The sequence below is a fragment of the Metapseudomonas otitidis genome, assembly GCF_900111835.1.
In the GTDB taxonomy this organism is placed as follows: domain Bacteria; phylum Pseudomonadota; class Gammaproteobacteria; order Pseudomonadales; family Pseudomonadaceae; genus Metapseudomonas; species Metapseudomonas otitidis.
This window is the reverse complement of sequence record NZ_FOJP01000004.1, coordinates 16,160-42,547: the sequence shown is the minus strand read 5'-3', so window position 1 is coordinate 42,547 and position 26,388 is coordinate 16,160. Positions and strand designations below refer to the sequence as shown.

Genomic DNA, 26,388 nt, shown 5'->3' with positions numbered 1-26,388 from the left:
GGCTACAAAAGCCCCGCAAGCACCGCACCGTAGCCTGGGCTTCAGCCCAGGGGCTCTTGATCCCCGAGCTGACGCCCGGGGCTCCGGGCTCGCCAGATCAGGCCTGCAGTTCGCTGAGGGGTATGAAGCGCAGCAGGTCGCCCTCGGCCAGGGTGGTGCCTTCCAGCACTTCCACCAGGCCGTCTGCCCAGGCGGCACTGCGCAGCACGCCAGAGCTCTGGTTGCGGTAGATCACCGCCCGGCCATTCTCCAGCCGTGCCCGCAGGTACTCGCGGCGGTTGCCCGGCTTGCTCCAGGTGAACCCGGCCGGCACCGGGAAGCCCAGCGGCTCGATGCGTTCCACGCCCAGGCGACGCAGCAGGTAGGGCCGCGCCAGCAGGCCGAAGGTCACCAGGGTCGAGGCCGGGTTGCCCGGCAGGCCGATCACCGGCACACCCCGGAAATGCCCGAAGGTCAGCGGCTTGCCCGGCTTGATGGCCAGCTTCCACAGCGCCAGCTCGCCCTCCTCGCGCAGCGCCTGGCCGAGGAAGTCCGCCTCGCCCACCGACACCCCGCCCGTGGAGAGGATCAGGTCCACATCGCTCAGCGCTCCCAGGGCCTGGCGAGTCAGCTCCAGGTCGTCGGCGAGGATGCCACCGTCCACCACCTCGCAGCCCAGGCGGCGCAGCCAGGCGCAGAGCAGCGTGCGGTTGCTGTTGTAGATCTGCCCGGGGCCAAGGGCCTGGCCCGGCTCCACCAGCTCGTCACCGGTGGAGAGCACCGCCACCCGCGCACGGCGGCGCACCGGCAGCACGGCCACGCCGAGGGTCGCGGCCAGCCCCAGTTCGATGGGGCCGAGCAGGGTGCCGGCATCCAGCACCGTCTCGCCCACCCGCGTTTCCTGGCCACGGGGGCGCACGTTCTGCCGGGCCTTGAGCGGCTGCAGCAGGCGCACCCGGCCATCGGCCAGCACCTCGACGTTCTCCTGCATCTCCACGCAGTCGGCGCCCTCGGGCAGCGGCGCCCCGGTGAAGATGCGCGCGCAGGTGCCGGGCTGCAGCGGTGCCGGGGCACTGCCGGCGAGAATCCGCTGGCTCACCACCAGCGGCTCGCCCTGCCAGTCGTCCAGGCGCAGGGCATAGCCATCCATGGCGCTGTTGTCCCAGGGCGGCAGGTCCAGGCTGGCCACCAGGGGCTCGGCCAGCACGCGGCCATCGGCCTGGGCCAGCGGCAGGGCTTCCACGCCGGCGATCCGCGCCGCATCGGCCAGCGCCAGCAGGCGCGCCTGGGCCGCCTCGACCAGCAGCAGCCCGGGGTGGTCGCAGCCGCTCATCCGCGGCTCTCGCAGGGGGCGGCGGCCTTCAGGTGCGGCACGAAGTTGCAGGGACGGTGGCGGTTGTCCAGCTGCTCGCCGAGGATGCCGTCCCAGGCGGTGCGGCAGGCATTGGTGGAACCCGGCAGGCAGCACACCAGGGTGCCGTTGGCCAGGCCCGCCAGGGCGCGGGATTGCAGGGTGGAGGTGCCGATGTCGGCCACCGAGATCTGCCGGAAGTACTCGCCGAAGCCGTCGACGCGCTTGTCCAGCAGGCAGGCCACCGCCTCGGGGGTGCTGTCGCGGCCGGTGAAACCGGTGCCACCGGTGATCAGCACCACCTGCACGGTGTCCTCGGCGATCCAGGTGGCCACCTGGGCGCGGATCTTGTACAGGTCGTCCTTCAGCAGGACGCGCGCAGCCAGGTTGTGGCCGGCAGCGGTGAGGCGATCGACGAACAGCTGGCCGGAGGTGTCGGTCTCCAGGGAGCGGGTGTCGCTGACGGTGAGCACGGCGATATTGAGCGGCACGAACACCGCCTCGGCCTTGTGGTTCATGGCTGGCTTCCAGTTGTAGGACAGGGAGGCCGGTGTTATATCACAGCGCCCGTTCGCCGAGACCTCGCCCATGCCCGCCGTGCCTGCCCTGCCCTGCTCCGTCCTGCTGCTGTCCGGTGGCCGGGGGCAACGCCTGGGCGGCCGCGACAAGGGCCTGGTGGAATGGCGCGGCCGCCCGCTGATCGACTGGCTGCACGCCGTGGCCCGGCCGATCACCGACGACCTGATCATCTCCTGCAACCGCAACACCGAACGCTACGCCGCCTGGGCCGACCGCCTGGTGCAGGACGACAGCCCCGACTACCAGGGCCCCCTGGCCGGCATCCGCGCCGGCCTGGCCGCCGCCCGCCACCCGCACCTGCTGGTGCTGCCCTGCGACGCCCCACTGGTGGACGACGAGCTGCTGCAGCGCCTGCTCGACGCCGCCGGCGAGCGCCCGGCGATGCTGCACCGGGGCGGTTTCTGGGAGCCGCTGTTCTGCGTCCTGCCGCGCAGCGTACTGCCGGTGCTGGAGGCCGCCTGGCAGGCCGGCGAGCGCAGCCCCCAGCGCGCCCTGCGCCCGCTCGACCCGCTGGCCATCCCCTGCGCCGACGACGACCCGCGCCTGGCCAACCTGAACACCCCGGAACTGCTTGAAAGCACGCCCCCGACGGCGTGACACTGGCCCGGTTCCGGAACTTTGGCCGCGCTTCGTCCGTCAGAGCCTCCAGAACAACCCGTTCATTCATCAAGGAGATGGCAGATGAACCAGCGGATCCTTCCCGCTTTTGCGCTTGTACTGGGCCTGGCCGCCCTCGCCGGCTGCTCCACCCCCAGCGTGATCACCCTCAACGACGGCCGCGAGCTGCAGACCGTGGACAAGCCGGACTACGACGACGACACCGGCTTCTACGAGTTCGAACAACTCGATGGCAAGCGCGCCAAGGTCAACAAGGACCAGGTCCGCACCATCAAGGAACTCTGATCGTCCCGCGCCTCACCCGCGCCCAGCCCGCCACGGGTCCTGCCCGTCGCGGGCTTTGTTTCATCTGCCCCCCCGCCAGAGCGCGAAAACCGTCGCCCCGCAAAATTTTTTTCGCTAACCCCTTGTCGACCAAAAAGTTTTCTGTAGAATGCGCGCCATCTCACGGAGCGTAGCGCAGCTTGGTAGCGCGTCTCGTTCGGGACGAGAAGGTCGCTGGTTCGAATCCAGTCGCTCCGACCAAATCCCGAAAAAACCCGCCTCAACGGCGGGTTTTTTATTGCCTGCCGAAAACCCCAGCCCCATCACCCCGCCCTTTCTTCCAGCGCAACGGCTGCAGAACGCAGACCGGTTCACATCCTCACCAACGAACCGGGACGGCCATTGGCCAGCATGGTAGAAAGCCGCCCCCTTTCCCCCCGTCTACACTTCTCCGGGCACACGCCCGGGATAGCCAGTTCATGCCGAGCTTCAAGCCACTTGCCTGCCTCATCGCCTGCCTCCTCTGCCTACCGGCCCGGGCGGACTCCAGCGGTCCACTGGTGTTCTGCTACGAGGACCAGGATTCCTGGCCCTGGGTGATGCTCGATGGCAGCGGCCTCAACCAGGCCCTGCTCAACCAGCTCGGCAAGGACCTGCACCTGGATATCCGCCAGGTGCCGATGCCCTGGAAGCGCTGCCTCGACGGCCTGTCCCGAGGGCTCTACGACGGCGCCTTCGCCGCGTCCTTCAACCCGGAACGCCTGGTGCTGGGCGCCTACCCCGACATCAAGAATGGCCGTCCGAACCGCGACTACCGCCTGCACGACGCCAGCTACTCGCTCTACCGCATCAAGGGCAGCGCCGCCGACTGGGACGGCCAGGCCTTCCACGGCATCCAGGGGCAGGTAGGCTCCCTCAGCGGCTTTTCCATCATTCCGATGCTGCTCAAGCACGGCCTGCAGGTGGAAGAAACCAGCCGCGACCCGGTGGCACTGATGCGCATGCTCCACGGCCACCGCTTCGACGTGGCGGCCATGCAGACGCTGCGGGCGGACAAGGTCCTGGCGGACCACCCGGACCTGTCAGTCGATATCGAAAAGCGCCCCATCCCGCTGGAGCAGAAGGACTACTACCTGATGCTCTCCCACCAGCGGGTTCAGGGCTCGCCCCAGCTGGCCCAGTCGATCTGGGAGGAAGTGCGCCGCCAGCGCGAATCGGACGCCTACCGCCAGCGCCTGCAGAGCACCCTCGGCAAGGCCCTCTGAACCGCCTTCGCTAGCCCAGCAACTGGCTCAGCACCGCCCGCAGCTTGCCCGGCTTCACCGGCTTGTTGAGCATCGGCGCACCCAGCCCCTGCAGCTCGCGGCGGCACTCGTCGCTGCGGTCGGCGGTGATCATCACCGCCGGGATGGGCCGCTCGAACTGCTCCCGCAGGGCCCGCACCACCTCGCAGCCGGTCACCCCGTGGTCCAGGTGGAAGTCCGCCAGGATCGCCTCGGGCGCCTGCCCCTGCAGCACCGCCCGTGCGGCGTCCAGGTCCGGCGCCACCAGCACCTCGCAGCCCCACTGCCCGAGCAGCGCCGCCATGCTGTGGAGGATACTCACCTCGTTGTCCACCACCAGCAGGCGCCGCCCCGGCAGCGGGTCGCCGGCCAGCGGGCGCACCACCGCGCCGCCACGGGCCGGCACCTCCGGCAGCGGCGCCAGCGGCACGCGGATGGCGAAGACAGAGCCCCGCCCTGGCTTGGAGCGCACCTCCACCGGACAACCGAGGATGCCGGCGATGCGGTCGACGATGGCCAGGCCCAGGCCAACGCCCTTGCGCTCGGCCGCCCGGCCCCGGTCCAGCTGGTTGAACTCCAGGAAGATCGCCCGCAGCTGGTCCGCCGGAATGCCCCGGCCGCTGTCCCACACCTCCAGGCGCACGGTATCGCCCTGCCGGCGGCACCCCAGCAGCACACGGCCACGCTCGGTGTAGCGGCAGGCATTGCTGAGGAAGTTGCGCAGGATGCGCGTCAGCAGGCGGAAATCGGTGCGCACCGCCAGGTGCCGGGGAATGCGCGCGCGCAACTGCAACCCGGCGGACTGCGCCACCCCCTCGAACTCCGACACCAGCGGCGCCAGCAGGTCCTGCACGCGGTAGGCCTCCACGTCCGGGCGGATGGCGCTCTGGTCCAGCTTGGAAATCTCCAGCAGGTCGGTGAGCAGGTCCTCCGCCCCTTCCAGCGCCAGGTGAGTGCGCTCCACCAGTTGCTGCTCGGCGCTCGGCAGGCGGCGCTCGCGCAGGGTCGCCACCAGCAGCCGCGCCGCATTGAGCGGTTGCAGCAGGTCGTGGCTGGCCGCCGCCAGGTACTTGTCCTTGCTCAGGTTCGCCGCCATGGCGGCATCCCGCGCTTCGCGCAGCTGGCCGTTGAGCGCCTCCAGCTCGGCGGTGCGCGCTGCCACCCGCTGCTCCAGCTCATCGTTGAGGTGCTGCAGGCGCTGCTGGGCGAGGATGCGCTCGGTGATGTCGGCGACGAAGCCCTCCACCAGCCCCTCCTCGTCCGGCTTGAGCAACAGGTTCATCAGCACGTCCACATGGCTGCCATCGCGCCGCCGCAGGCGCGTCTCGTAGCCGAACAGCCCCGGCTTGCCGCGCAGGCGGGCGCGGATGCGCTCCAGCTCCGCCGCACCGTCGGCAAACAGCAGCGCCGCGAAATCCGCCGGCATCGCCAGCAGCTCGTCGGCCTGGGCGTAGCCCAGCATCCGCGCCAGCGCCGGGTTGGCCGCGCGCAGCCCGTCCTGCAGGCTGGCCTGGAAGATGCCGTGCACCGCGTGCTCGAACAGCCACTTGTAGCGGTTGCGCTCGGTCTCCAGCTCCTCCAGGCGGCTCAGCAGCTCGGGGTAATGGCTCTTGCGCGCGGAGTGGCTGCCCAGGCCCAGCAGGGCCTGGCGCTGCTCCTCAGAGTGCCTCGGCATACACCACTTCCACGTCCCGCTGGCTGGACTCGCGGGGGTTGGTGAGGATGCACGGGTCCTCCATGGCGTGGCGCGACAGGAAGGGGATGTCCGACACCGACACCCCGTGCAGGCTCAGGGTGTCGGCAAAGCCCACCGAGCGCTTGAAGGCCACCAGGTGTTCCACCAGGCGCTGGCGGGTCTGCGTCTGGTTCAGCCCGCGCACGTCCAGCCCCAGGGTCTCGGCCACCACGCGGAAGCGCTCCGGCGCGGCGTTGTAGTTGAAGGCCACCACGTGCTCCACCAGTGCCGCGTTGCACATGCCGTGGGGCAGGTCGAGGAAGCCGCCCAGGCTGTGGGACATGGCATGCACCGCCCCGAGGATGGCGTTGGAGAAGGCCAGCCCCGCCTGCATGCTGCCGAGCATGATCTTCTCGCGGCGGCCGATGTCGTCGGGGTTGGCGATCATCTCCACCAGGTTGCCGCTGATCAGCCGCATCGCCTCCAGGGCATGGGGATCGGTGAGCGGGCCGCTGCCGGTGGAGACGAACGCCTCGATGGCATGCACCAGCGCATCGATGCCGGTACAGGCCGAGAGGAACGGGTCCATGCTCAGGGTGGTTTCCGGGTCGATCAGCGACACATCGGGCACCACCGCCTTGCTGACGATGGAGAACTTCATCCGCTCGGTCTGGTTGGAAATGATCACGAACTGCGAGACGTCCGCCGAGGTGCCGGCGGTGGTGGGGATCAGGATCAGCGGCGGGCTGGGCACGCGGATGGTGTCCACCCCCTCGAACTCCAGGATGCTGCGCCCGTGGGCCACCACGATGCCGATGCCCTTGGCGCAATCCATCGGGCTGCCGCCGCCGACGGCGACGATCACGTTGCAGCCCTCGGCGCGGTAGACGTCCGCGCCCTGGTGCACCTCCTCCACCCGGGGGTTCGGTGACACCTGGGTGAACAGCCGGTAGTCGATGCCCTGGGCCGCCAGGCTGGCCTCTACATCGGCCACCCAGCCGGCCGCGACCACGCCGGGGTCGGACACCACCAGCACCTTGCGCGCGCCGAAGGTGCTGGCGTAGTTGCCGACGTTATGCCGGCAGCCGGCACCGAAGATGATTTCCGGGGAGACGAATTTACGCAGTTGGCTGATGTCGTGGCGCATGAAACCGCCTGATTCTTGTTGTTATGGAATGGGCTAGCAGACTACTGCAAAAGATAACGTTTTCAATCCGACCATCGGGTGTTGTCCGACAGAAAAAGCCGACCACCATGCTTGCGTTTCGCCAACCAATCTGCGGTCGCCTCCGCGACATTCCGCCACACCCACCCCGCTGCCCGTTTTACAGGCTCGCACGACACCCTGCTGCGGCAGGTCGTCGCAGTTGTTGAAGCCCGGCCCGCTGCCTAAGGTGCGCCTCACTTCAGGCCGGAAGATCGCTGAAAAATGGGTTTCCACGGTTAGGCCTGGAGCTTTTTGGATCGGTTTGATCATGGATGGCCCTTCCCCGCAAAGGGCCTCTCTTTCAGCCACCGGCGCCGTACTCGCCCGGGTTCCGATCCCGCCCCGGCGGCCATGCCGCCCTCCCCTCGCCCATCGGTATCGACGAGGTCAACGTGCCCGACACAGGCGCCACCCGCAGCGGGTGGACATTGAACATTCCACTGCTCCTGCTCTGCGCCTGCCTGCACGGCTGCGATGGCTCGCCCCAGGCCCGCCTGGAGCCTGGCGAGAGCCACCCGGGCGGGGCCACCACCACCGCCCAGCAGGATGCCAACGCCTTCTCCATGCCCAGCAACAACCTGCGCCCGATCCGGCGCATGGACTTCTTCGTCGGCAATGCCTTCTTCCGCTCCGGCTGGAAACCTGCAGGCAACGGCGCACAGGGCAAGAGCGGCCTCGGGCCGCTGTTCAACACCGACGCCTGCCAGAGCTGCCACATCAAGGACGGCCGTGGCCACCCGCCCCACGAGCAGAGCCTGGCGCCGGCGCTCTCCGCCCTGGTGCGGCTGTCGATCCCGGCAAGCGAGGAGGATGCCGCGAGCCTGGTGCGCAACGGCGTGCTCGCCGAGCCGGTCTATGGCGGACAGCTGCAGGACAACGCCCTCGAAGGCCACCGCCCCGAAGGCCGTGTGTGGCTGGAGTACACCCGCAGCAGCGTGACCCTGGCCGACGGCACCGACGTGCACCTGCGCCAACCGAAGATCGAGATCCGCGACCTCGGCTACGGCCCGCTCCACCCCGACACCCTGATGTCATTGCGTGTCGCCCCGCCGATGATCGGCCTCGGCCTGCTGGAGGCCATTCCCGACGCAGAGCTCGAAGCCAACGCGCGCGACCAGGCGAGCCACGGCCAGGTGAGCGGCCGCCTCAACCGGGTCTGGGACGAAGCCAGTGCCCGCACGGTCATCGGCCGCTTCGGCTGGAAGGCCGGGCAACCCAGCCTGCGCCAGCAGAACGCCGCCGCCTTCGCCGGCGACATGGGCCTGAGCAGCAGCGTGTTCGCCCATGACGACTGCACCGGCGCGCAGTCCGCCTGTCGGGAAGCGCCCCAGGGCAGCCAGCCCGAGGTCAGCGAATCGGTCCTCGACAGCGTACTGTTCTATACCCGCCACCTCGCCGTGCCCATGCGTCGCGAGGCGGGCAGTCCAGACGTCCTGCGCGGCAAGGCCGTGTTCAGCGAGCTGGGGTGCGCCGCCTGCCACCGCCCCTCCTACACCACCGGCGAGGCCGCCGAAGCGGAGCTCGCCCAGCAGCACATCTACCCCTACACCGACCTGCTGCTGCACGACATGGGGCCAGGCCTGGCCGACGGTCGCCCCGAGTTCCTCGCCAGCGGCAGCGAATGGCGGACACCGCCGCTGTGGGGCATCGGCCTCACCGCCACCGTCAGCGGGCACACCCAGTACCTGCACGACGGCCGCGCCGAAAGCCTGCTGGAAGCCATCCTCTGGCACGGCGGCGAAGCCCAGGGCTCGCGCGACAGGGTCGTGGCCCTGGCCACCGACGACCGCCTGGCCCTGCTGCGCTTTCTCGAATCGCTCTGAACCCGGCCAGCGAACAGCACCGCACAACAAAAACCCAACAAGGAATCGCGGATGAACAGCCCCCTACTGCGTCACGCCATGACCCTGGCCCTTACCGGCATGAGCGGCCTCACCCAAGCCGCCGCCCTGGAGCTGGACACCACCCAGGTGGTGGACTCGCCGGTGATCGACCAGAACGAAACCGACCGCTTCGGCAGCCTCGCCACCGTGGTCGGCCAGGAGCAGATCCGCGACCTGAATGCCCTCGACCTGTCCTCCGCCCTGCGTCGAACCCCAGGCGTCACCGTCTCGCGCTTCAACCCGGTAGGCGCCTTCGGGGGCGCCGAAGGGGGTGCGGTCTACATCCGCGGCATGGGCGCCAGCCGCCCGGGCAGCGAAATCAAGACCTACATCGACGGCGTACCGTTCTACATGCCGGTCTGGAACCACCCGCTCCTCGACCTGCTGCCCATCCATGGCATGCAAAGCGTCACCGTCTACAAAGGGCCGCAACCACAGCGCTTCGGCAACACCTTCGCCGCCATCGACCTGGCCCCGCGCCAGGCCGGACCGGGTGACAACCATCACGGCGAACTGCAATTGACCGGCGGCAGCTTCCGCACCGTCACCGAACAGGCCGCCCTCAGCGGGCGCAACGGCGACTGGGACTACACCCTGGCCCAAGGCAGTGCCCACTCCGACGGCGACCGTGCCGATGGCGACGGCCGGCTCAACAACGGCCTCGGCCAACTGGGCTACCGCCTGAATGAAAACTGGTCGACCCACTTGCTGCTGCTGCACGCCGACAACGAAGCCTCCGATCCCGGCCAGTTGCACAAGCCGGAAACCCGCAACGGACGCTTCCGCACCCGAGGAACCCTCGCCGCCCTGACCCTCGCGCATGACTACGAGCAGGCCCAGGGCAGCCTCAAGCTGTACCGCAACGAAGGTCGCGGCAGCGCCCTGGAGCAGACCGGACTGGACGGCGACACCATCACCGACTTCGTCCTCCAGGGGCTGCGCTGGGAAGAAACCCTGCAACCCTGGTCCCAGGGCGAGCTGGCGCTGGGCCTGGACATCGACGAAACCCGGGGCGACGTCACCTTCCGCCGCGTCGCACCCGCCCCGCAGGACCAGTTCGACACCCCGACCTTGCGCCTGGTCTCCCCGCATATCGCAATCAGCCAGGCCATCGACCTGGGGCCGGACTGGACCCTCACCCCCTCCGCCGGCATCCGCACCTACGACCACAATGTCTACGCCAGCGAGCAGGCGCCCCATGCCGGGGTGGTGCTCTCCACCCGCAACCTGGAGCTGCGAGCCAACGTCTCCCGAGGGGTGAACTACCCCGGGCTGGAAACCTCGGTGCTCTCCCACCTGATCCCCGCCCTCGGGCAGACCTGGCGCGAGCTGGACCCCGAGCGCCTGGACCACCGCGAACTGGGCGTGAAGTTCAACCCCACCGACAGCGCCACCCTCGACCTGGCCGTGTTCCAGGACAAGCTCGAGAACCGCTACCTCTTCGCCTTCCCGCCTGCCGTGTCGCAACCGACCTACATCAACCTCGGCGACTACGAAGTGCGCGGCAGCGAGGCCAGCTGGCAGCAGCGCTGGAACGCCAACTGGAGCAGCTTCCTCGGCCTCACCTGGCTGGACCCGACCCTCAAGACCCTGCCGTATGCCCCCGAGCGCTCCGTCTCCCTGGGAGTCACCTACGCACAGGGCCCCTGGCGCGTCAGCACCGATGCCCAGTACCAGAGCCGCATGTACGTCCTGCAGGAAGAGCGGGTCAACGGCGCCAGCAACACCGAGCAGGTGGACGCCTTCACCGTGGTCAATCTGCGGGTCGGCCATGCCGTGCCGGCCCTCGGCGAAGTGGGCGAGGTCTTCCTCGCCGTGGAAAACCTGTTCGACCGCGACTACGCCTACCGCACCGGCTACCCCATGCCCGGCACCTCGGCCCAGGTCGGCGTGAAGATGGGCTTCTGAAGCCCCATGAAAGGAGACGCCCCATGACCACCCTGCGAACGCTGGCCCTTCTGGGCCTGTTGAGCCTGGGCAGCCCGCTTGCCCTGGCCGACGAGACCCAGCAGATCGAGCACCTGATGAAACACACCTGGGAAAAGCCCGGCGCGCCGCTGGATGTCGGGCCGGTCAGCACGGTCGAGGATTACGCCATCGCCGGCTGGACCCAGGGCGAGCGTGGCGGCCGGGCACTGCTGCAGCGCACTGCCGAGGGCTGGCGCGTGGTGCTCTGTGCCGGCGACAGCCTGCTGGACAGCGCCACCCTGCGCGATGCCGGCGTACCCGAAGCCCGGATCGGCACGCTGCAAGGCAAGGCCCGCGAGGCGGAAGCCCGGCAACCGGCCGCCCGCATCCGCCAGTTCGCCCTGTTCCAGGGGCAGGTGCGGGTGGACGCCGGGCACGCCCACGGCACGCACTGAGGCCTCACAACCACCGCTGATAGAACCCGTACTCCGCCTCCAGCGCATGGGCCAGGTTGGCGGCCTGGCGGAAGCCGTGGCCCTCCTCCGGGTAGAGGTGCACCTGGGCCTCGCGGCCGAGGCGCTGCAGGGCGTCGGCCATGGCCCGGGTCTGCTCCGGCACCACCACCACGTCGCGGCCGCCCTGGAAGAACAGCACCGGCGCGCGGATCGCCTCCGGGTGCAGGGCCGGGCTGCGGGCGTGGTAGCGAGCGGCATCGCGCACGGGGTCGCCGATCAGCCAGTCGAGGTAATCGGCCTCGAACTTGTGGGTCACCCGGCGCAGCGCCAGGGGCTCGCTGACGCCGTAGAGGCTGGTGCCGGCGCGGAACGGCGTGTCCCCGGCCAGGGCTAGCAGGGTGGTGAAGCCGCCGGCGCTGGCGCCACGGATGAAGGCCCGCGCCGGGTCGATGCGCCCAAGCCCGGCCAGGTGGGCGACCACCGCCCGCGCATCCGCCACGTCCACCTCGCCCCAGCGCCCCTGCAACCCCTGACGGTAGGCACGGCCATAACCGCTGCTGCCCCGGTAGTTGAGGTCGAACACGGCGAAACCGCGCTGGGTCCAGAACAGGATGCGCGGGTCGAACTGCGGGTAGCAGGCCGAAGTCGGCCCGCCATGGACGAACACCAGCAGCGGCGGCCGCTCATCCGCCGGACCCTCGCAGGCCGGGTTGCACGGCGGGTAGAAGAAGCCGTGGGCCGGCTCGCCGTCGCTGGCGAAGGTGATGGCCTCGGGCCTGGGCACGGCCTCGGCCGGCAACGGCAGCTCGCCCCCGGCCAGCACCTGCACCTCGCCCCCGATTCGGTCCACGGCCAGCACCGCCGGTGACCGGTCCGGTGCATGGGCGATGCAGTAGAAGGCCCGCGCATCCGCCGCCAGGGCACGGAAGCGGGTCCACTCCGGGGCCAGGCGCCGCTCGGCGTGGCCCTGCTGCTCCACCAGTTGGCCGAAGCCGCCTTCGAAGCGGCTCAGCAGCAGGTGGCCGGGCGCCAGCGACAGCCAGGTGCACAGCCCCAGCTGCCAGGGTGCCGGCGCGTGGTCCAGCCGCGCGCAGCCCGGCAGCGGCAGCCAGCCATCGGCCGTCTCGCCCCAGGGGCGCCAGGCCCCGTCGCGGTCGCTGAGGCAGAGCAGGCGCCGCCGGGCGTCGAAGCGCGGTTGCTGCAGGGATTCGCCACCGCCCTCCCCCGCCACCACGCGCGGCGCCGACCAGCCACCCATGGCCTCGCGCCAGGCGCAGCACAGGCGGGTGCTGGTCCAGGGCTGGGCGGGCCGGTCCCACTCGATCCAGGCCAGGCGCAGGCCGTCCTCGGAGAGGGTCGGCGCAGCGTAGAAGTCGGCCCCCTCGGCCACGACCCGGCGCTGGCCGTCGCCCAGGTCGAGGCTGACCAGGCGATTGCGCACCGGCCCATTACCGTGCTGCTCCTCCACCGCCAGCACTGCCCGGCCCTGGCGGTCGAAGGCCAGGTCACCCAGGCGGCTGCCCGGCGCGCCGGCAAGGCACAGCGGGTCGCCGTCGAGGGGCTGAATCCAGAGCTGCTGGTCGGCCTCGTCGACGAAGGCCACGGCGCCGTCCAGCACACAGAAGGCGCCCCCGCCGTACTCGTGCACGCGGCTGCGCACCGACTGCCCCGGCGGGGTCAGGCAGCGGGGCGCGCCGCCCTGCCACAACCACAGGGTGGTGCGCGCATCGCGCGGGTCGAAACGGCTCCACAGCAGCCCCTCGGGCGCGACGCGCAGCTCGCCGAAGTCACAACTGGCGGTGGCTGCATCGATCGCGCTGAAGGTGCTCGGCCAGGTCCCGAAAGGCTGGGCAGTTGACGGCATGACGGCCTCCGTTCAGGGCCTCGGCAAGGGTCACGCCTTGGCGATCAGCCGGGCGTTGGCCGGGTTGCGGAACACCAGCTCGTCCAGCCCGCCGGGCGCCTCCTCGGCCTGGCGGCGGGCGTCGAGGATGATGCCGTGGTGCTTCGATTTGCTGCACACCGGGTCGGCGTTGCTGGCATCCCCGGTGAGCATGAAGGCCTGGCAGCGGCAGCCGCCGAAGTCGCGGTCCTTCTCGTCGCAGGAACGGCACGGTTCGGGCATCCAGGCATCACCGCGAAAGCGGTTGAAGCCGAATGAGTCCTGCCAGATGTGGCGGATGCTGTGTTCACGCACGTTGGGGAACTGCACCGGCAGTTGCCGGGCGCTGTGGCAGGGCAGCGCGGTGCCGTCGGGGGTGATGTCGAGGAACAGGTTGCCCCAGCCGTTCATGCAGGCCTTGGGGCGCTCCTCGTAGTAGTCCGGGGTGACGAAGATCAGCTTGCAGGGGTGGTTCTCGGCCGCCAGCTTTTCCCGGTAGGCGTGGGTCACCGCCTCGGCACGGGCCAGTTGCTCGCGGGTCGGCAGCAGGCCGGCGCGGTTCAGCTCGGCCCAGCCGTAGAACTGGCAGGTGGCGAGTTCGACGTAGTCCGCCTCCAGCGCCAGGCACAGCTCGATGATGCGTTCGATGTGATCGATGTTGTGCCGGTGGGTGACGAAGTTGAGCACCATCGGGTAGCCCGCCGCCTTCACCGCCCGGGCCATGGCCAGCTTCTGGGCGAAGGCCTTGCGCGAGCCGGCCAGCAGGTTGTTCACCGCCTCGTCGGCGGCCTGGAAGCTGACCTGGATATGGTCCAGCCCCGCCTCGGCGAACTCGGCGATGCGCGCCTCGGTGAGGCCGATGCCGGAGGTGATGAGGTTGGTGTAGTAGCCCAAGCCACGCGCCGCGCGGATCAGCTCGGCCAGGTCCTGGCGCACCAGCGGCTCGCCGCCGGAAAACCCCAGCTGCGCCGCGCCCAGCTCACGGGCCTGGCGGAACACCTCGATCCACTCGGCGGTGCTCAGTTCCTCGCCCTGGCGGTCGAAGTCCAGGGGGTTGGAGCAATAGGGGCACTGCAGCGGGCAGCGGTACGTCAGCTCCGCGAGCAGCCACAGGGGCGGGCCGGGCGGGCTGGCAGCGCCGAGCGGTTCAACGCAGCTCGATCCAGAACTGAGCACTGGCCACCTCCATGAAGGCGAGGATGTCCTCGTCCAGCCCCGGCACGCCGGGGAAGCGCTCGGCGAGCTGGTCGATGATGGTGGCGACGCTGCGCTGGCCGTCCACCCGTTCGAGGATCAGCCCGGCGCTCTCGTTGAGCTTCACCATGCCTTCCGGGTAGAGCAGCACGTGGCAGCCCTGGGCCGGCTCGAACTGGAAGCGGAAGCCCCGGCGCAGGGCCGGTACGCGGATGCGCAGGTCCTCGCTCATAGCCCCAGCCCCCGGTGCCAGACCCGCTCGCGGGTCACCGTGTGGTAGGGCGGGCGCTCCAGCTCGTAGGCCATGCTCATGGCGTCGAGCATGCTCCACAGCACATCGAGCTTGAACTGCAGGATCTCCAGCATCCGCGCCTGCTGCTCCGCCGTGCGGTAGTGCGCGAGGGTGATGCGCAGGCCGTGCTCCACGTCGCGCCGGGCCTGGGACAGGCGCGAGCGGAAGTAGTCGTAGCCGGCCGGGTCGATCCACGGGTAGTGGGTGGGCCAGGCGTCGAGGCGCGACTGGTGGATCTGCGGCGCGAAGAGTTCGGTCAGCGAGCTGCTGGCCGCCTCCTGCCAGCTGGCGCGGCGGGCGAAGTTGACGTAGGCGTCCACGGCGAAACGCACCCCCGGCAGCACCAGCTCCTGGGACAGCACCTGCTCGCGGTCCAGCCCCACCGCCTCGGCCAGGCGCAGCCAGGCCTCGATGCCGCCGGCCTCGCCCGGTGCGCCGTCGTGGTCCTGGATGCGCTGGATCCACTCGCGGCGGGTGTCGCGGTCCGGGCAGTTGGCGAGGATCGCCGCATCCTTCAGCGGGATGCACACCTGGTAGTAGAAGCGGTTGGCCACCCAGCCCTGGATCTGCTCGCGGCTGGCGCGGCCCTCGTACATGGCGACGTGGAACGGGTGGTGGATGTGGTAGCAGGCGCCCTTGGCGCGCAGGGCCTGCTCGAATGCCGCCGGGGTCATGGCGTGCTGGCTCATGGGCAAGGCTCCTATAGCCGGATGTCCATTCCGTCCCGCGCCACCTCGATGCCATGGCGGGCCAGTTCGGCCCGCTCGGCGGAGCCGGCGTCGAGGATGGGGTTGGTGTTGTTGATGTGGATGAGCACCTTGCGCGGGCCGGGGATGCCGTCCAGCACCTCGATCATGCCGCCCGGCCCGCTCTGGGGCAGGTGGCCCATCTCGCTGCCGAGCTTGTCGCCCACCTCGCACAGGCGCATCTCGTCATCGCGCCAGAGCGTGCCGTCCACCAGCAGGCAATCGGCGCGGCGCATCCAGCCCAGCAGGGCCTCGTCCACCTGCCCCAGGCCCGGCGCGTAGAACAGCGAGCCGCCGCTGCGCAGGTCCTCGATGAACAGGCCGATGTTGTCCCCCGGGTGCGGGTTGCCCCGGTGCGGCGAATAGGGTGGCGCGCTGCTGCGCAGGGGGATCGCGGTGAAGCGCAGCCCCGGGCACGCGGGGATGACGAAGGGTTCGCCGTCCAGCGCAATGGGGTTCCAGGCCAGGCCGCCGTTCCAGTGCCGGAGCATCTCGAACAGCGGGAAGCCCCGGGTCAGGTCCTGGTGGACCATCTCGGTGCACCAGACCGCGTGCGGGCAGCCCTCGCGCAGGCTGAGCAGGCCGGTGACGTGGTCGATCTGGCTGTCCATCAGCAGCACCGCCGCGATGCCGGTATCCCGCAGGCGGCGGGCCGGACGCAGCGGCGCGAAGGACTCGATCTGCGCGCGGATGTCGGGCGAGGCGTTGCACAGCACCCAGTTCACCCCGTCGTCGCTCAGGGCGATGGACGACTGGGTGCGCGCCTCGGCGTCGAGGGTGCCGGCACGCAGGCCGGCGCAGTTGCGGCAGTGGCAGTTCCACTGCGGGAATCCGCCGCCAGCGGCGGACCCGAGAATGCGGATATGCATGGGAGAACCCCCAGGACGCCCCGGCGGACCGGGGCGCTTCGGATCAGCGGTTGGCGAAGTACAGCGTCACTTCGAAGCCAATGCGCAGGTCGGTAAAGGCGGGTTTGGTCCACATGGGTCGATCCTCTTCTTATTGGGGGCCGGAGCATTCCGGCGCCTCGAGTTAAACACCGGCCCGGAGGGCTCCGAATGCTACTTTCGACGGAGTTCCGGTCCTGATTTGGTAGGGGTCGGCGAGCCCCTGCGCACCGGCCGATCGGGTGACCGAACCCGCCACGGCACGGCCCCGCGTGCCCTACCCGGGATTGGAGGGCCCGAGCCCGCCCCGGGTTCGAAGAAAACGGCGACCGGTGCCCAGCCCTCTCTCACCAGGCCCGACCCGCAGCTCGCCAAGCCCCGACTGATGGGGCCTTGCCCCGCCCCAGCCGCCGACCACGGGGCCCCGACCTACTACTTTGGTACTGCTTCAATCCGTAGAACGTAGGATTTGCAAGGCTCCCGCCCTGGCATGTAATGGGCCGACAAGAACAATGAGAACCTCGCCATGCGCCTCATCCAGAAGGCCCTGCTGCTCTGCCTGCTGTCCGTCCCTGCCTGGGCGGCGGACACTACCGCCCCGCTGTTCTCCCCGGACGGCTACCGCATCACCCAGTACCGCAGCCCCACCCCGGCCCGGCACGAGCAGGCCCGCACCCTCGACACCGAGGGCCTGCGCCAGTTGCTGGCCCGCGAGCCGCGTACCCGCCTGGTGGACGTCTACCGGCGCACCTGGCTGAACGAGCGCTTCATCCCCGACGAGGTCCACGCCAACCTGCCCGGCAGCCTGTGGCTGGCCAACACCGGCGACGGCGCCCTGACCCCGGACTGGCAGGCCTACTTCAGCCGCAACCTCGAACGCATCAGCCAGGGCGACAAGGACTGGCCCCTGGTGTTCTACTGCCGCTCCGATTGCTGGCTGGGCTGGAACGCCGCCCGCCGCGCCCACGCACTGGGCTACCGCAACCTCTACTGGTACCGTGACGGCATCGACGCCTGGCAGCAGGCCGGCCTGCCGCTGACACCGGCCGAACCGCAGCCCTTCCCCTGATCGCCGTCCACCCACAACCACAACAACGAGGTGACCTGGCCATGTACAAGATCCTGATCGCCGACGATCACCCCCTGTTCCGCGAAGCCATCCACAACGTCATCAGCGACGGCTTCCCCGACAGCGAAGTCATGGAGACCGCCGACCTGGACAGCGCCCTCGGCCTGACTCAGGAGCACGACGACCTCGACCTCATCCTGCTCGACCTGAACATGCCCGGCATGCACGGCCTCAACGGCCTGATCAACCTGCGCAACGAGGCGCCGACCATCCCGGTGGTGATCGTCTCCGCCGAGCAGGACAAGCAGGTGGTGCTGCAGGCCATCACCTACGGCGCAGTGGGTTTCATCACCAAGTCCTCGCCGCGCGCGCAGATGACCGAGGCCATCGAGCAGATCCTCAACGGCAACGTCTACCTGCCCTCGGACATCATCCGCACCCAGAAGGCCGCGCCGCGCCGGGGCCAGGACGAGCACGCCATCCCGCCGGAGCTGCTGCAGGCGCTGACCCGCAAGCAGCTGCTGGTGCTGGAGCGCATGACCAAGGGCGAATCCAACAAGCAGATCGCCTACAACCTGGACATCGCCGAGACCACGGTGAAGGCCCACGTCTCGGCCATCCTGCGCAAGCTCAACGTGCACAACCGGGTGCAGGCGATCCTCTGCGCCAGCGACATCGACTTCTCGGCCTACCTGCGCCGCTGACCACGGCGCCCACGCCCGGAGGCCCATGCCCGCTCCACGCATCCTGCTGCTCACCGCCCTGGCCATGCTGGCCTTCGCCGGCAACTCGCTGCTCTGTCGCCTGGCCCTCAAGCACACCGCCGTGGACGCGGTGAGCTTCACCGTGCTGCGCCTGGTGGCCGGTGCCCTGGTGCTCGGCCTGCTGCTGCGCCTGCGCCGCCCGCCCCTGGCCCCCAGCGGCAACTGGCGGGCCGCCACTGCGCTGTTCGTCTATGCCGCCGCCTTCTCCTACGCCTACCTGCAACTGGATGCGGGCAGCGGCGCACTGCTGCTGTTCGGCGCGGTGCAGCTGAGCATGGGCGCGGTGGGCCTGCTGCGTGGCGAACGCCTGGGGCCGCTGCAGAGCATCGGCTTCCTGCTGGCCGGCGGCGGGCTGGTGGTCCTGTTGCTGCCCGGCGCCAGCGCCCCGCCTCTGGGCGGCGCCCTGCTGATGCTGCTGGCAGGCCTGGCCTGGGGCGCCTACACCCTGCTCGGCCGCCAGGCCGGCCCGCCGCTGGCGGCCACGGCGGGCAACTTCATCCGCGCCCTGCCCCTGGGCGGGCTGTTGCTGCTGCCCTTCCTCGGCCAGTTGAGCTGGGACGGCCCGGGCCTGGCCTATGCGCTGCTCTCCGGCGCGCTCACTTCCGGCATCGGCTACGCCATCTGGTACAGCGCCCTCCCCGGTCTGGGCGCCCTGCAGGCCGCCAGCGTGCAGCTGAGCGTCCCGGTCCTGGCCGCCCTCGGGGGCGCCCTGCTGCTGGGGGAAGCCATCAGCCTGCGCCTGGCGCTGGTGTCGGTGGCGGTGCTGGGTGGTATCGCACTGGTGCTGCGGGGGCGGTTCCAGGCGAAGCCGGCAGGGGCCTGAGCCAAACCGCCGAGACGCACGCTGACGTCATGCCGGCTGATGGGACAGCGACAAGGCCCTCCGCAGAAAGAACCCATTCCATGATCCACCGCGCATTGACGCGGCCTTTCATGCCGCTAGAATGCGAGACCATGAATACGTTAACGATCCGCCTCGCGGCCGCCTATTACGCCTACCCGACTCCTGATTCCAGGCGGTAGCCGCGTGCTCATCCGATCCGCCTGAGGCGGCTCGGAATCCCCGGTCTCCTCGGGCCCAACCAAGGAGACACCATGAACACCACCCCCGACCTCCTCGCCCTGCTGCAAGCCCGTGGCTTCGTGCACCAGTGCACCGACCTGGAAGGCCTGCGCCAGCACCTCGCCCAGGGCCCGGTCAGCCTCTACCTGGGCTTCGACGCCACCGCCGACAGCCTCCACGTCGGCCACCTGCAGGGCCTGATGCTGATGCGCTGGATGCAGCGCTTCGGCCACCACCCGATCCTGCTGATCGGCGGGGCCACCACGCGCATCGGCGATCCCAGCTTCCGTGACGAGAGCCGGCCGATGCTGAGCGAGGCGCAGATCCAGGCGAACATCGCCGGCATCACCTCCGCCTTCGGCCGCTACGTCGACCTCGACGCCCCCGGCGCGCGGGTGGTGGACAACGCCGAGTGGCTCGACGGCATCGGCTACCTGGCCTTCCTCAACCAGGTGGGGCGGCATTTCTCGGTCAACCGCCTGCTGACCTTCGACGCGGTGCGCCAGCGCCTGGACCGCGAGCACTCGCTGTCCTTCCAGGAGTTCGGCTACACCCTGCTGCAGGCCCACGACTTCACCGAGCTGGCGCGCCGGCATGGCTGCACCCTGCAGCTGGGCGGTGCGGACCAGTGGGCGAACATCATCAACGGCGTGGAGCTGGGGCGCCGCCAGGGCACCGCGCCGCTCTACGGGCTGACCATGCCGCTGCTGACCACCAGCGACGGGCGCAAGATGGGCAAGTCCGCCAATGGCGCGGTGTGGCTCAACGCCGACCGCCTGGCGCCCTATGCCTTCTGGCAGTTCTGGCGCAACTGCGACGACCGCGATGTGGCCCGCTTCCTGGCCCTGTTCACCGAACTGGAGCTGGACGAGATCGCCCGCCTGGCAGCGCTCAAGGGCGCCGAGCTGAACGCCGCCAAAGTGGTGCTGGCCAACCACGCCACCGCCCTGGCCCACGGCGAGGCGGCGGCCCGTGAGGCGGAAGCCACGGCAGCGGCGCTGTTCGGCGGCGGCCAGGGCGACCTGGCGGCGGTGCAGCTGGAGCTGTCGGCCGAGGCGCTGGCGCAGGGCGCGACGCTGATCGACCTGTTGCTGGATGCCGGCCTGCAGCCCTCCCGTGGCGCGGCCCGGCGCCTGGCCGCCGGCGGTGGCGTGCGCCTGGACGGGGTGGAGGTGCGCGACCTCGACGCGCCGCTGCCGGCCGAGGCCCAGGGCTGGACCCTGAGCCTGGGCAAGAAGCGCCACTACGCGATCCGCGTGTCCCGCGGCTGAGGCTCAGGCCGGGGCGCTCTCCGGCGCCTCGGCCTCGCGGGCCTGGGCGTCGAGCATGGCCTGGATCTCCTGGGTGGCCTGGCGGGTGTTGCCGGCGAGCTTCTTCACCTCGTCGGCGACCACCGAGAAGCCCCGGCCGACATCACCGGCCCGCGCGGCTTCGATGGCGGCATTCAGGGCCAGCAGGTTGGTCTGCTCGGCGATGCCCTTGATCACCCCCACCACCTGGGCGATCTGCCCGTAGGCCTGCTGGTTGCGCCGCTGGCGCTGCTCGTGGGCCAGGTGCAGGGCGCGCTCGTCGCTGATGTCGCGCACGGCGCCGATCACTCGGTACAGCCGGCCGCCTTCGTCGCGCACCGCACGCCCGCGCTCGCGGCACCAGATGTAGCCGCGCTGGCGATGGCGCATGCGGTACTCCACCACGTATTCGCCGCTGCCGGCGGGGTCGGCGATCTCCCGCTCGAACAGCCCCAGCACCCGGGGCAGGTCCTCGGGGTGGGTGATGCCCACCTGGCTGTCCCAGCCATCGGGCAGTTCGTCCGGGCGGTAGCCGAGCACGGCGCGGAACTGGTTGGAGATGCGCATCAGGCTGTGGGGGTCGTCGAGGCGCCCGTTGGCCACCTGCAGGTCCCAGCAGCCCTCGGTGAGGGTGGCGCGGGTCTGCTCCCAGACGTGGGTTTCCAGCGCCCAGTCGCGCTGGGCCTGGGCCCAGTGCCGGCGTTCGGCGTCGAAGGCCTGGAGGGTCTCGGCCTGCTGCCCTTCGAGCTGGGTGAGCTGCCGTGCAAGATCGGCGAGGCGGGCCTGGTCAGCCGCGTGCTCGCGCTGGCAGCGCGCCAGGTCGGCACCCAGGCGCTGCGCCTCCAGCAGGGCCTGGCGCAGGTCCTCCAGGGGGTCGGAGAGTGCGCGGTCGGGGAGTTGGGCGGGCGTTTGGCCGGGGTCGGCGAGCACCTGCCGCAGCAGGGTGTCGAGTTGGCGGACCCAGTCCTTTCGGGTGTCGCGGAACAGCATGCATCCTCCCGGGCGCCGCCCCGGCGAGGAAGGTGGGAAGGGCGACGTGCCGGGCACTCTAGGAAAGCCGCCGGGCAGGGTCTTGCACGACCCTGCCCGGCGCTTGACCGAGCCTGCCGGCGCGGATCAGGCGGCGATGATGGCCTTGAGCACGCTGCGGAAGGTCTCCACCTCTTCGGCGCTGAACTGGCTGAAGACGCTGTCCTGCTGCTCCTGGGCGATGCTCCAGAGCGCTTCGGCCTGCTCCACGCCCAGCGGCGTGAGGGCGTAGCTGCCGCCCTGCTCCACCACCATGTCCTTGCGCCGGAGGATGGCGGCCGCTTCCTCGATCTCGCGCCTGGGCATCGCCACTTCGCGCTGCAGGCCGCACTCGTCGAGGCCGGCGTCGTTCTCCAGCACCATCAGCATGCGCGCCTCGCTGGTGCGCAGGCCGGTGGACAGCTGGCGCGGCTGGTAGGCGGCCTGGTAGCTGCGCAGGGCCTGGGTCATGAGGTAGTAGAGGTTGTGCCGCAGGCGACCCTGGAAGGCGCTGGTGGCGGGGCGCTCCTCTTCCTTGCGGGTCATCCGCGCATGGGGCAGGACCATGGAATAGGCGCCCTGGTGGTAGAGCAGCGGGGAGCGGCCGAAGTCGTCGAAGGCCACCACCTTGCCGATCAGGATCCAGTGGTCGCCGCCCTCGATCTGCGCCCACTTCTCGCACTGGAAGCGCGCCGAGCAGTCGGCGAACAGCGGGGAGCCGCCAAGGCCGACCTCGTGCTCGAAGCCGGCGAACTTGTCGTCCTTGGAGCGGGCGAAGCGGTTGGACAGGTCGATCTGGTCGGCGGCCAGGATGTTCACCGCGAAGTGGCTGGCCGCCTCGAACACCGGCAGGCTGCCGGAGCGCTTGTCGATGCTCCAGAGGATCAGCGGCGGGTCGAGGGACACGGAGTTGAAGCTGTTGGCGGTGACGCCGGCCTTCTCGCCCGAGGCGGTGGCGGCGGTGACGATGGTCACGCCGGTGGCGAAGTTGCCCAGCGCGCGACGGAAGTCGCGCGGGTCGAAGCACGCTTGGGTAGTCATAGTCGTCTCGCTGGCCGCCCTGCTGGCGAGGGCGGCGTTCTTGTTATCGGGTGGCGGGGTCAGACCATGCTCGGGTCCGGCTCCAGGCCCATCAGCTCGCGGCCGAGGATCTGCGCGCAGACGTCGTAGTCGGTGTAGGCGTGGGCGCCGGTCATGTGCGAGTCACGGAACAGGCGCTGCATCTCGTTGCCCTCGAACCAGGCGGTGCCGCCAGCGGCTTCGAACAGGCGGTCCACGGCCTGGATGCACATCTTCACGGCGTAGGCCTGGTTGGTGCGCCAGTAGGCCAGGGTCTCGCGGCTCGGGTACTCGTGGCGCTCGCCATGGGCGGCGTGGTCCTGCCAGGTCTTCTCCAGGAAGGCGCGGGCGGCGGCCACCTGGTGGGTCGACTCGGCCAGGCGCATCAGTGCCGGTGTGGCGGTGCCGACGCTGGCGCCGGTGTAGGCCCGCACGCGGTTTTTGGTCTTTTCCTTGAAGGCCTCCAGCATGCGCTCGGCGATGCCCAGGCTGATGGAGGCGAAGCCGCTGGCGAAGTACGGGCGGTACGGGGTGTAGAAGATCTTGCTGTCGGGGTACAGGCCGAAGCCGGCGGAGCGGCCTTCCATCATGTCCTTGGCGGCCTGGATGCGGTGGTTGGGGACGAAGGCGTCCTTGATCACCAGGGTCTTGGTGCCGCTGCCGCGCATGCCGGCGGCGAACCAGTCGTCACGGATCTCGTAGTCGCTGCGCGGCAGCACGGCGAAGCAGTAGACCAGCTCACCCTCGGCGTTCTGCCGGCGGCAGCCGACGATGGCCCACTCGGCGTGGTCGCAACCGCTGCTCCAGCCCATCTCGCCGTTGAAGCGCACGCCGCCGTCCACTTCCTCGATGCGGCCGAAGGGGGCGATGGAGCTGCTGGCGGTGGCGTCCGGGTTCTTGCCCCAGATTTCGTCCTGCAGTTGCTTGGGGAACATCGCCAGCTGGTGGCTGTGGGTGCACAGCAGGCTGAAGGCCCAGGCGGTGCTGGCACAGGCGCCGGCCAGGGCGATGACGCACTCGGTGAATTCCGGCAGGGAGATCTCCAGGCCGCCGTAGGCACGGGGCTGGAAGGCGCGGTGCATGCCGATGCCCTTGAGCATGGCGATGTTCTCGGCGGGGACCATGCGATCACGCTCGGCCTGGGCGGCATTGGCGGCGATGGCGGGGAGGATTTCCCGCAGTGCGTCGAGCAGGGGATTTGTCTTTTTCATCTGGAGGCCCTGGTTATTGTTGGTCGCAGGCAGGCGCTACCGCGAACGCTCCGGAACACCCGGCATGCGTGACATGCGGTCTGACTACCCGGTGGGGTTCGGGCACATTATGAAGATATGAACGATCCCCCTGAATGGACGTTCCACAGGGTCGATTGTACTTTCCATGGGATTTTCGCGATTTCATGCCTGGCTTTCCAAGCGCTGCCGACGCCCTGCCCCGCTCGGCCCGAGAGGCACCCGTCGCGACAGACATGAATATGTTAATGAACGGCGTTTTTCATTAGCATGAGCGCCCCGCCCCCTTGCCGCCGCCCGACCATGACCTGGCCCACCGCCCTGCGTGCCCTGCGCCACCGCAACTTCCGCCTGTACTTCTTCGGCCATGCCGTTTCCACCCTGGGCACCTGGATCCAGCAGGTGGCGCTGGCCTGGCTGGTGTACCGCCTCACCGGCTCCTCGGCGCTGCTGGGGCTGGTGACCTTCGTAGCGCTGCTGCCGCAGTTGCTGGTGGGCCCGCTGGCCGGCGCCTGGATCGACCGGCACGACAAGCGCCGCCTGCTGATCGCAGTGGAGGCGCTGCTCGGGGTGCAGGCCGCCACCCTGGCGGCGCTGACCGCCAGCGGCCTGATCGGGCCGGGGCTGATCGTATTCATGGCCGGGCTGCTGGGGGTGCTCAACGCGGTGGACACGCCGCTGCGCCAGTCGCTGCTCAGCCGCTTCGTCGACGAGCGCGAGGACCTGGCCAACGCCCTGGCACTGAACGCCATGCTCTTCACCCTCGCCCGCTTCGTCGGCCCGCCCCTGGCCGGGCTGCTGCTGGGGGTGGTCAGCGAGGCGCTGTGCTTCGCCCTCAACGCCCTCTCCTACGGCGCGCTGATGCTGGGCCTGTGGTGGGTGCGCATGGGGCCGATCCCGCGGGCCAGCGGCTCGTTCCGCAACGTGTTCGGCGAAGGGGTGGCCTATGCACGGGGCACGCCGGCGGTGAAGGCGATGATGCTCAGCGTGATGGCGGTCAACCTCACCGCCTCCAGCTACGTGGTGCTGCTGCCGGTGTTCGCCAAGGACATCTTCGCCGGTGATGCCACCACCCTCGGCTGGCTCTGGGGGGCGGCCGGGCTCGGCTCGCTGGCCTCCAGTGTGCTGCTGGCCAGCCACCGGGCGCCGAGCGCCCTGCCCCGGGTCATCCTCGCGTCGGCGGCGGCCAGCGGGCTGGCCATGCTGGTGTTCGCCTGGAGCACGCAGCTATGGCTGTCGCTGGTGGCGATGGCGGTATTGGGCTTCGGCATCTCCAGCAGCAACGTCGGCACCAACATCGTGCTGCAGAGTTCAGCCCCGGAGACCCTGCGCGGGCGGGTGGTGTCGCTGTACACCTCGGTGCGCTTCGGCTTCGACGCCATCGGCGGGCTGCTCGCCGGCCTGCTGGCGGCGCAGCTGGGCGCGCCGCCGGTGCTGGCTGCAGCCGGCGTGCTGTTGCTGCTCTATTGCCTGTGGGATGCGCGCCGGGCCAGCCGGTAGGCCAGCAGGCAACCGATGCCGGTGGCGCCGATCACCAGGCACATGGGCAGCGGGGTGCCGTCGTACAGGGCACTGACCAGCGCGCTGCAGGCGGTGCCCAGGCCGAACTGGGTGGCCACCGCCAGCCCGGCCGCCGCACCGGCCTGCCCCGGATAGGCCGCCAGCAGGCAGGCCAGGCAGTTGGCGCCGAGCAACCCGGTGACGCTGACGTACGCCACCACGCAGGCCACCACCGCCGGCAACCCGCCGACCCCGGCGAGCCCCACGCCGGCCAGGGCCAGTCCGGCCACGGCGGCCACGGCGGTGCCCCAGGCCAGCATGTGCTCGGGCGACACGCGCCCCACCAGCCGGGCATTCAGGAAGGTGGCGACGATGATGCCGGCGATGTTCAGCCCGAACAGCCAGGCATAGCCCAGGGGCGAGACGCCGAAGTAGCCGATGTAGACGAAGGGCGAGGCGGTGATGAAGGCGAACATGCCGGCGAAGCACAGGCCCATGCAGAAGATGTAGCCCAGCGCCAGCGGCTGCAGCGCCATGCGCCCGTAGGCGCGAAAGGCCTCGCCCAGGGTGCGGCCACGGGCCTCCGGCAGGTGCGTCTCGGGGATCTTCCAGGCGGTGGCCAGCAGGCACAGCCCGGCGAACACCATCAGCACCACGAACAGCGAGCGCCAGCCGGCCATCAGCATCAGGTAGCCGCCCAGCAGCGGCGCCACCAGGGTGGCGAACATGGTCACCAGGTGCATCAGCGAGAGCACCCGCGCCGCGTCGCGCAGGGGGAACAGGTCCCGCACGATGGCCCGCGCCAGCACCGAGGCCGCGGCCCCGCCGAGGGCCTGCAGCAGGCGCCAGGCGATCAGTGCCTCGACGCCGCTGGCCAGCACGCAGCCGAGGCTGGCCACCAGGTACAAGGCGATGCCACCCAGCAGCAGGCGGCGCCGGCCGTAGCGGTCGGACAGCGGCCCGTAGGCGAGCATGCCCAGGCACAGCCCGGCGAGGAACACGCCGATGGTCAGCTGCACCGCCGACTCCGGCGCGCCCAGGTCGGCGGCGATGCGCGGCAGGCTCGGCAGGTACATGTCGATCGACAGCGGGGCGAAGGCCACCAGGGCGGCCAGCAGCACGATCAGGCGCTGGGGCTGGGCAACGGTCGGGGTCATGGGCGGGTTCCGCAGCGGCAGGAAGGAAACGGCCGCCCGCAGGCGGC

The 26,388-nt window shown here is 70.1% G+C and carries 26 protein-coding genes and 1 tRNA gene; 12 read left to right on the top strand and 15 right to left on the bottom strand.

Going from position 1 to position 26,388, the window contains the following annotated elements:
- Positions 1–97 precede the first annotated feature (97 nt).
- Together BM198_RS06085 and moaB are read right to left on the bottom strand one after the other, a co-directional pair.
- Positions 98–1,312, bottom strand: a complete 1,215-nt coding sequence (locus BM198_RS06085) for a molybdopterin molybdotransferase MoeA (RefSeq protein WP_074968579.1) — start codon at positions 1,310–1,312, stop codon at positions 98–100.
- On the bottom strand, positions 1,309–1,848 hold the full coding sequence (gene moaB, locus BM198_RS06080) for a molybdenum cofactor biosynthesis protein B (RefSeq protein WP_044405115.1): 540 nt from the start codon (positions 1,846–1,848) through the stop codon (positions 1,309–1,311). The genes BM198_RS06085 and moaB overlap by 4 nt, the downstream gene beginning before the upstream one ends.
- Before the next feature lie 70 nt (positions 1,849–1,918).
- On the opposite strand from moaB, the gene mobA reads away from it, so the two are divergent.
- The 4 genes from mobA to BM198_RS06060 all read left to right on the top strand — a co-directional run bounded on the left by mobA (position 1,919) and on the right by BM198_RS06060 (position 4,056).
- On the top strand, positions 1,919–2,506 hold the full coding sequence (mobA, locus tag BM198_RS06075) for a molybdenum cofactor guanylyltransferase MobA (protein ID WP_074968577.1): 588 nt from the start codon (positions 1,919–1,921) through the stop codon (positions 2,504–2,506).
- Positions 2,507–2,590: 84 nt separating this feature from the next.
- Entirely contained in the window at positions 2,591–2,812 is a 222-nt protein-coding gene (locus BM198_RS06070; RefSeq protein ID WP_044405121.1) for a YgdI/YgdR family lipoprotein, read from the top strand.
- 163 nt (positions 2,813–2,975) lie between these two features.
- A tRNA-Pro gene (locus tag BM198_RS06065) sits at positions 2,976–3,052 on the top strand.
- Positions 3,053–3,270: 218 nt separating this feature from the next.
- Positions 3,271–4,056 (top strand): substrate-binding periplasmic protein, encoded by a 786-nt coding sequence (locus BM198_RS06060; RefSeq protein WP_074968575.1) that lies wholly within the window; start codon positions 3,271–3,273, stop codon positions 4,054–4,056.
- Between the two features lie 10 nt (positions 4,057–4,066).
- On the opposite strand, the gene BM198_RS06055 is transcribed toward BM198_RS06060, so the two are convergent.
- From BM198_RS06055 to BM198_RS29505, 3 genes are read right to left on the bottom strand one after another with little or no spacing between them, the layout of a single operon-like run.
- On the bottom strand, positions 4,067–5,749 hold the full coding sequence (locus BM198_RS06055; RefSeq protein ID WP_074968573.1) for a hybrid sensor histidine kinase/response regulator: 1,683 nt from the start codon (positions 5,747–5,749) through the stop codon (positions 4,067–4,069).
- Complete coding sequence (gene ercA, locus BM198_RS06050; protein WP_044405130.1) at positions 5,733–6,896, bottom strand: alcohol dehydrogenase-like regulatory protein ErcA; 1,164 nt, start codon at positions 6,894–6,896, stop codon at positions 5,733–5,735. Before ercA ends, BM198_RS06055 begins: the two co-directional genes overlap by 17 nt.
- A gap of 33 nt (positions 6,897–6,929) precedes the next feature.
- The gene (locus tag BM198_RS29505) at positions 6,930–7,226 is read right to left on the bottom strand and encodes a hypothetical protein (RefSeq protein ID WP_139233574.1); all 297 of its coding nucleotides are present in this window, start codon (positions 7,224–7,226) and stop codon (positions 6,930–6,932) included.
- A 122-nt stretch (positions 7,227–7,348) separates the two neighbouring features.
- Here BM198_RS29505 and BM198_RS06045 point away from each other — a divergent pair, with 122 nt between their 5' ends.
- The 3 genes from BM198_RS06045 to BM198_RS06035 are packed head-to-tail and all read left to right on the top strand — an operon-like array spanning position 7,349 to position 11,202.
- Positions 7,349–8,779, top strand: coding sequence for a di-heme oxidoreductase family protein (locus BM198_RS06045; protein WP_394328329.1), 1,431 nt, complete (start codon positions 7,349–7,351; stop codon positions 8,777–8,779).
- A 51-nt stretch (positions 8,780–8,830) separates the two neighbouring features.
- Positions 8,831–10,747 (top strand): TonB-dependent receptor plug domain-containing protein, encoded by a 1,917-nt coding sequence (locus tag BM198_RS06040; protein ID WP_083422340.1) that lies wholly within the window; start codon positions 8,831–8,833, stop codon positions 10,745–10,747.
- 23 nt (positions 10,748–10,770) lie between these two features.
- On the top strand, positions 10,771–11,202 hold the full coding sequence (locus BM198_RS06035; protein ID WP_074968569.1) for a copper uptake system-associated protein: 432 nt from the start codon (positions 10,771–10,773) through the stop codon (positions 11,200–11,202).
- Between the two features lie 4 nt (positions 11,203–11,206).
- Here BM198_RS06035 and BM198_RS06030 read toward each other — a convergent pair whose 3' ends face one another.
- Genes BM198_RS06030 through pqqA form a run of 6 tightly spaced genes read right to left on the bottom strand, consistent with a single transcriptional unit; the run spans position 11,207 to position 16,300 of the window.
- Positions 11,207–13,066: an alpha/beta hydrolase family protein gene (locus tag BM198_RS06030; protein WP_074968567.1), complete on the bottom strand. Its 1,860-nt coding sequence runs from the start codon at positions 13,064–13,066 to the stop codon at positions 11,207–11,209.
- Positions 13,067–13,096: 30 nt separating this feature from the next.
- A complete protein-coding gene (gene pqqE / locus BM198_RS06025) occupies positions 13,097–14,260 on the bottom strand; it encodes a pyrroloquinoline quinone biosynthesis protein PqqE (RefSeq protein ID WP_074968565.1) in 1,164 nt (387 codons plus the stop codon).
- Positions 14,232–14,510: a pyrroloquinoline quinone biosynthesis peptide chaperone PqqD gene (gene pqqD / locus BM198_RS06020; protein ID WP_074968563.1), complete on the bottom strand. Its 279-nt coding sequence runs from the start codon at positions 14,508–14,510 to the stop codon at positions 14,232–14,234. The genes pqqE and pqqD overlap by 29 nt, the downstream gene beginning before the upstream one ends.
- The gene (gene pqqC, locus BM198_RS06015; RefSeq protein WP_074968561.1) at positions 14,507–15,259 is read right to left on the bottom strand and encodes a pyrroloquinoline-quinone synthase PqqC; all 753 of its coding nucleotides are present in this window, start codon (positions 15,257–15,259) and stop codon (positions 14,507–14,509) included. Before pqqC ends, pqqD begins: the two co-directional genes overlap by 4 nt.
- A gap of 11 nt (positions 15,260–15,270) precedes the next feature.
- Complete coding sequence (pqqB, locus tag BM198_RS06010) at positions 15,271–16,185, bottom strand: pyrroloquinoline quinone biosynthesis protein PqqB (RefSeq protein WP_074968559.1); 915 nt, start codon at positions 16,183–16,185, stop codon at positions 15,271–15,273.
- Between the two features lie 43 nt (positions 16,186–16,228).
- On the bottom strand, positions 16,229–16,300 hold the full coding sequence (gene pqqA, locus BM198_RS06005; RefSeq protein WP_072432761.1) for a pyrroloquinoline quinone precursor peptide PqqA: 72 nt from the start codon (positions 16,298–16,300) through the stop codon (positions 16,229–16,231).
- 429 nt (positions 16,301–16,729) lie between these two features.
- Between pqqA and BM198_RS06000 the strand changes: the two genes are divergently transcribed.
- The 4 genes from BM198_RS06000 to tyrS all read left to right on the top strand — a co-directional run bounded on the left by BM198_RS06000 (position 16,730) and on the right by tyrS (position 20,370).
- Entirely contained in the window at positions 16,730–17,272 is a 543-nt protein-coding gene (locus BM198_RS06000; RefSeq protein WP_083422339.1) for a PQQ-dependent catabolism-associated CXXCW motif protein, read from the top strand.
- 41 nt (positions 17,273–17,313) lie between these two features.
- Positions 17,314–17,976 (top strand): response regulator transcription factor, encoded by a 663-nt coding sequence (locus BM198_RS05995; RefSeq protein WP_044405153.1) that lies wholly within the window; start codon positions 17,314–17,316, stop codon positions 17,974–17,976.
- A 25-nt stretch (positions 17,977–18,001) separates the two neighbouring features.
- The gene (locus BM198_RS05990; protein ID WP_074968557.1) at positions 18,002–18,859 is read left to right on the top strand and encodes an EamA family transporter; all 858 of its coding nucleotides are present in this window, start codon (positions 18,002–18,004) and stop codon (positions 18,857–18,859) included.
- 272 nt (positions 18,860–19,131) lie between these two features.
- Positions 19,132–20,370, top strand: coding sequence for a tyrosine--tRNA ligase (tyrS, locus tag BM198_RS05985; RefSeq protein ID WP_074968555.1), 1,239 nt, complete (start codon positions 19,132–19,134; stop codon positions 20,368–20,370).
- Positions 20,371–20,373: 3 nt separating this feature from the next.
- Here tyrS and BM198_RS30625 read toward each other — a convergent pair whose 3' ends face one another.
- From BM198_RS30625 to BM198_RS05970, 3 genes are all read right to left on the bottom strand, one after another.
- The gene (locus BM198_RS30625) at positions 20,374–21,378 is read right to left on the bottom strand and encodes a methyl-accepting chemotaxis protein (protein ID WP_074968553.1); all 1,005 of its coding nucleotides are present in this window, start codon (positions 21,376–21,378) and stop codon (positions 20,374–20,376) included.
- A gap of 126 nt (positions 21,379–21,504) precedes the next feature.
- Positions 21,505–22,437, bottom strand: a complete 933-nt coding sequence (locus tag BM198_RS05975; RefSeq protein WP_074968551.1) for a p-hydroxyphenylacetate 3-hydroxylase reductase component — start codon at positions 22,435–22,437, stop codon at positions 21,505–21,507.
- Positions 22,438–22,496: 59 nt separating this feature from the next.
- Positions 22,497–23,666: a p-hydroxyphenylacetate 3-hydroxylase oxygenase component gene (locus BM198_RS05970; RefSeq protein ID WP_074968549.1), complete on the bottom strand. Its 1,170-nt coding sequence runs from the start codon at positions 23,664–23,666 to the stop codon at positions 22,497–22,499.
- Positions 23,667–23,987: 321 nt separating this feature from the next.
- Here BM198_RS05970 and BM198_RS05965 point away from each other — a divergent pair, with 321 nt between their 5' ends.
- Entirely contained in the window at positions 23,988–25,184 is a 1,197-nt protein-coding gene (locus tag BM198_RS05965) for an MFS transporter (protein WP_069563643.1), read from the top strand.
- Here the strand turns inward: BM198_RS05965 and BM198_RS05960 are convergent.
- Entirely contained in the window at positions 25,148–26,341 is a 1,194-nt protein-coding gene (locus BM198_RS05960; protein ID WP_074968545.1) for a Bcr/CflA family multidrug efflux MFS transporter, read from the bottom strand. The two genes, BM198_RS05965 and BM198_RS05960, sit on opposite strands and share 37 nt — an antisense overlap.
- Positions 26,342–26,388: the final 47 nt, after the last annotated feature.

What these genes read in the sequence shown, in the direction of transcription:
- BM198_RS06085 (WP_074968579.1), bottom strand. Translation starts at nt 1,312, where the DNA reads ATGAGCGGCTGCGACCACCCCGGGCTGCTGCTGGTCGAGGCGGCCCAG.
- moaB (WP_044405115.1), bottom strand. Translation starts at nt 1,848, where the DNA reads ATGAACCACAAGGCCGAGGCGGTGTTCGTGCCGCTCAATATCGCCGTG.
- mobA (WP_074968577.1), top strand. Translation starts at nt 1,919, where the DNA reads ATGCCCGCCGTGCCTGCCCTGCCCTGCTCCGTCCTGCTGCTGTCCGGT.
- BM198_RS06070 (WP_044405121.1), top strand. Translation starts at nt 2,591, where the DNA reads ATGAACCAGCGGATCCTTCCCGCTTTTGCGCTTGTACTGGGCCTGGCC.
- BM198_RS06060 (WP_074968575.1), top strand. Translation starts at nt 3,271, where the DNA reads ATGCCGAGCTTCAAGCCACTTGCCTGCCTCATCGCCTGCCTCCTCTGC.
- BM198_RS06055 (WP_074968573.1), bottom strand. Translation starts at nt 5,749, where the DNA reads ATGCCGAGGCACTCTGAGGAGCAGCGCCAGGCCCTGCTGGGCCTGGGC.
- ercA (WP_044405130.1), bottom strand. Translation starts at nt 6,896, where the DNA reads ATGCGCCACGACATCAGCCAACTGCGTAAATTCGTCTCCCCGGAAATC.
- BM198_RS29505 (WP_139233574.1), bottom strand. Translation starts at nt 7,226, where the DNA reads ATGATCAAACCGATCCAAAAAGCTCCAGGCCTAACCGTGGAAACCCAT.
- BM198_RS06040 (WP_083422340.1), top strand. Translation starts at nt 8,831, where the DNA reads ATGAACAGCCCCCTACTGCGTCACGCCATGACCCTGGCCCTTACCGGC.
- BM198_RS06035 (WP_074968569.1), top strand. Translation starts at nt 10,771, where the DNA reads ATGACCACCCTGCGAACGCTGGCCCTTCTGGGCCTGTTGAGCCTGGGC.
- BM198_RS06030 (WP_074968567.1), bottom strand. Translation starts at nt 13,066, where the DNA reads ATGCCGTCAACTGCCCAGCCTTTCGGGACCTGGCCGAGCACCTTCAGC.
- pqqD (WP_074968563.1), bottom strand. Translation starts at nt 14,510, where the DNA reads ATGAGCGAGGACCTGCGCATCCGCGTACCGGCCCTGCGCCGGGGCTTC.
- pqqC (WP_074968561.1), bottom strand. Translation starts at nt 15,259, where the DNA reads ATGAGCCAGCACGCCATGACCCCGGCGGCATTCGAGCAGGCCCTGCGC.
- pqqB (WP_074968559.1), bottom strand. Translation starts at nt 16,185, where the DNA reads ATGCATATCCGCATTCTCGGGTCCGCCGCTGGCGGCGGATTCCCGCAG.
- BM198_RS06000 (WP_083422339.1), top strand. Translation starts at nt 16,730, where the DNA reads ATGCGCCTCATCCAGAAGGCCCTGCTGCTCTGCCTGCTGTCCGTCCCT.
- BM198_RS05995 (WP_044405153.1), top strand. Translation starts at nt 17,314, where the DNA reads ATGTACAAGATCCTGATCGCCGACGATCACCCCCTGTTCCGCGAAGCC.
- BM198_RS05990 (WP_074968557.1), top strand. Translation starts at nt 18,002, where the DNA reads ATGCCCGCTCCACGCATCCTGCTGCTCACCGCCCTGGCCATGCTGGCC.
- tyrS (WP_074968555.1), top strand. Translation starts at nt 19,132, where the DNA reads ATGAACACCACCCCCGACCTCCTCGCCCTGCTGCAAGCCCGTGGCTTC.
- BM198_RS30625 (WP_074968553.1), bottom strand. Translation starts at nt 21,378, where the DNA reads ATGCTGTTCCGCGACACCCGAAAGGACTGGGTCCGCCAACTCGACACC.
- BM198_RS05975 (WP_074968551.1), bottom strand. Translation starts at nt 22,437, where the DNA reads ATGACTACCCAAGCGTGCTTCGACCCGCGCGACTTCCGTCGCGCGCTG.
- BM198_RS05970 (WP_074968549.1), bottom strand. Translation starts at nt 23,666, where the DNA reads ATGAAAAAGACAAATCCCCTGCTCGACGCACTGCGGGAAATCCTCCCC.
- BM198_RS05965 (WP_069563643.1), top strand. Translation starts at nt 23,988, where the DNA reads ATGACCTGGCCCACCGCCCTGCGTGCCCTGCGCCACCGCAACTTCCGC.
- BM198_RS05960 (WP_074968545.1), bottom strand. Translation starts at nt 26,341, where the DNA reads ATGACCCCGACCGTTGCCCAGCCCCAGCGCCTGATCGTGCTGCTGGCC.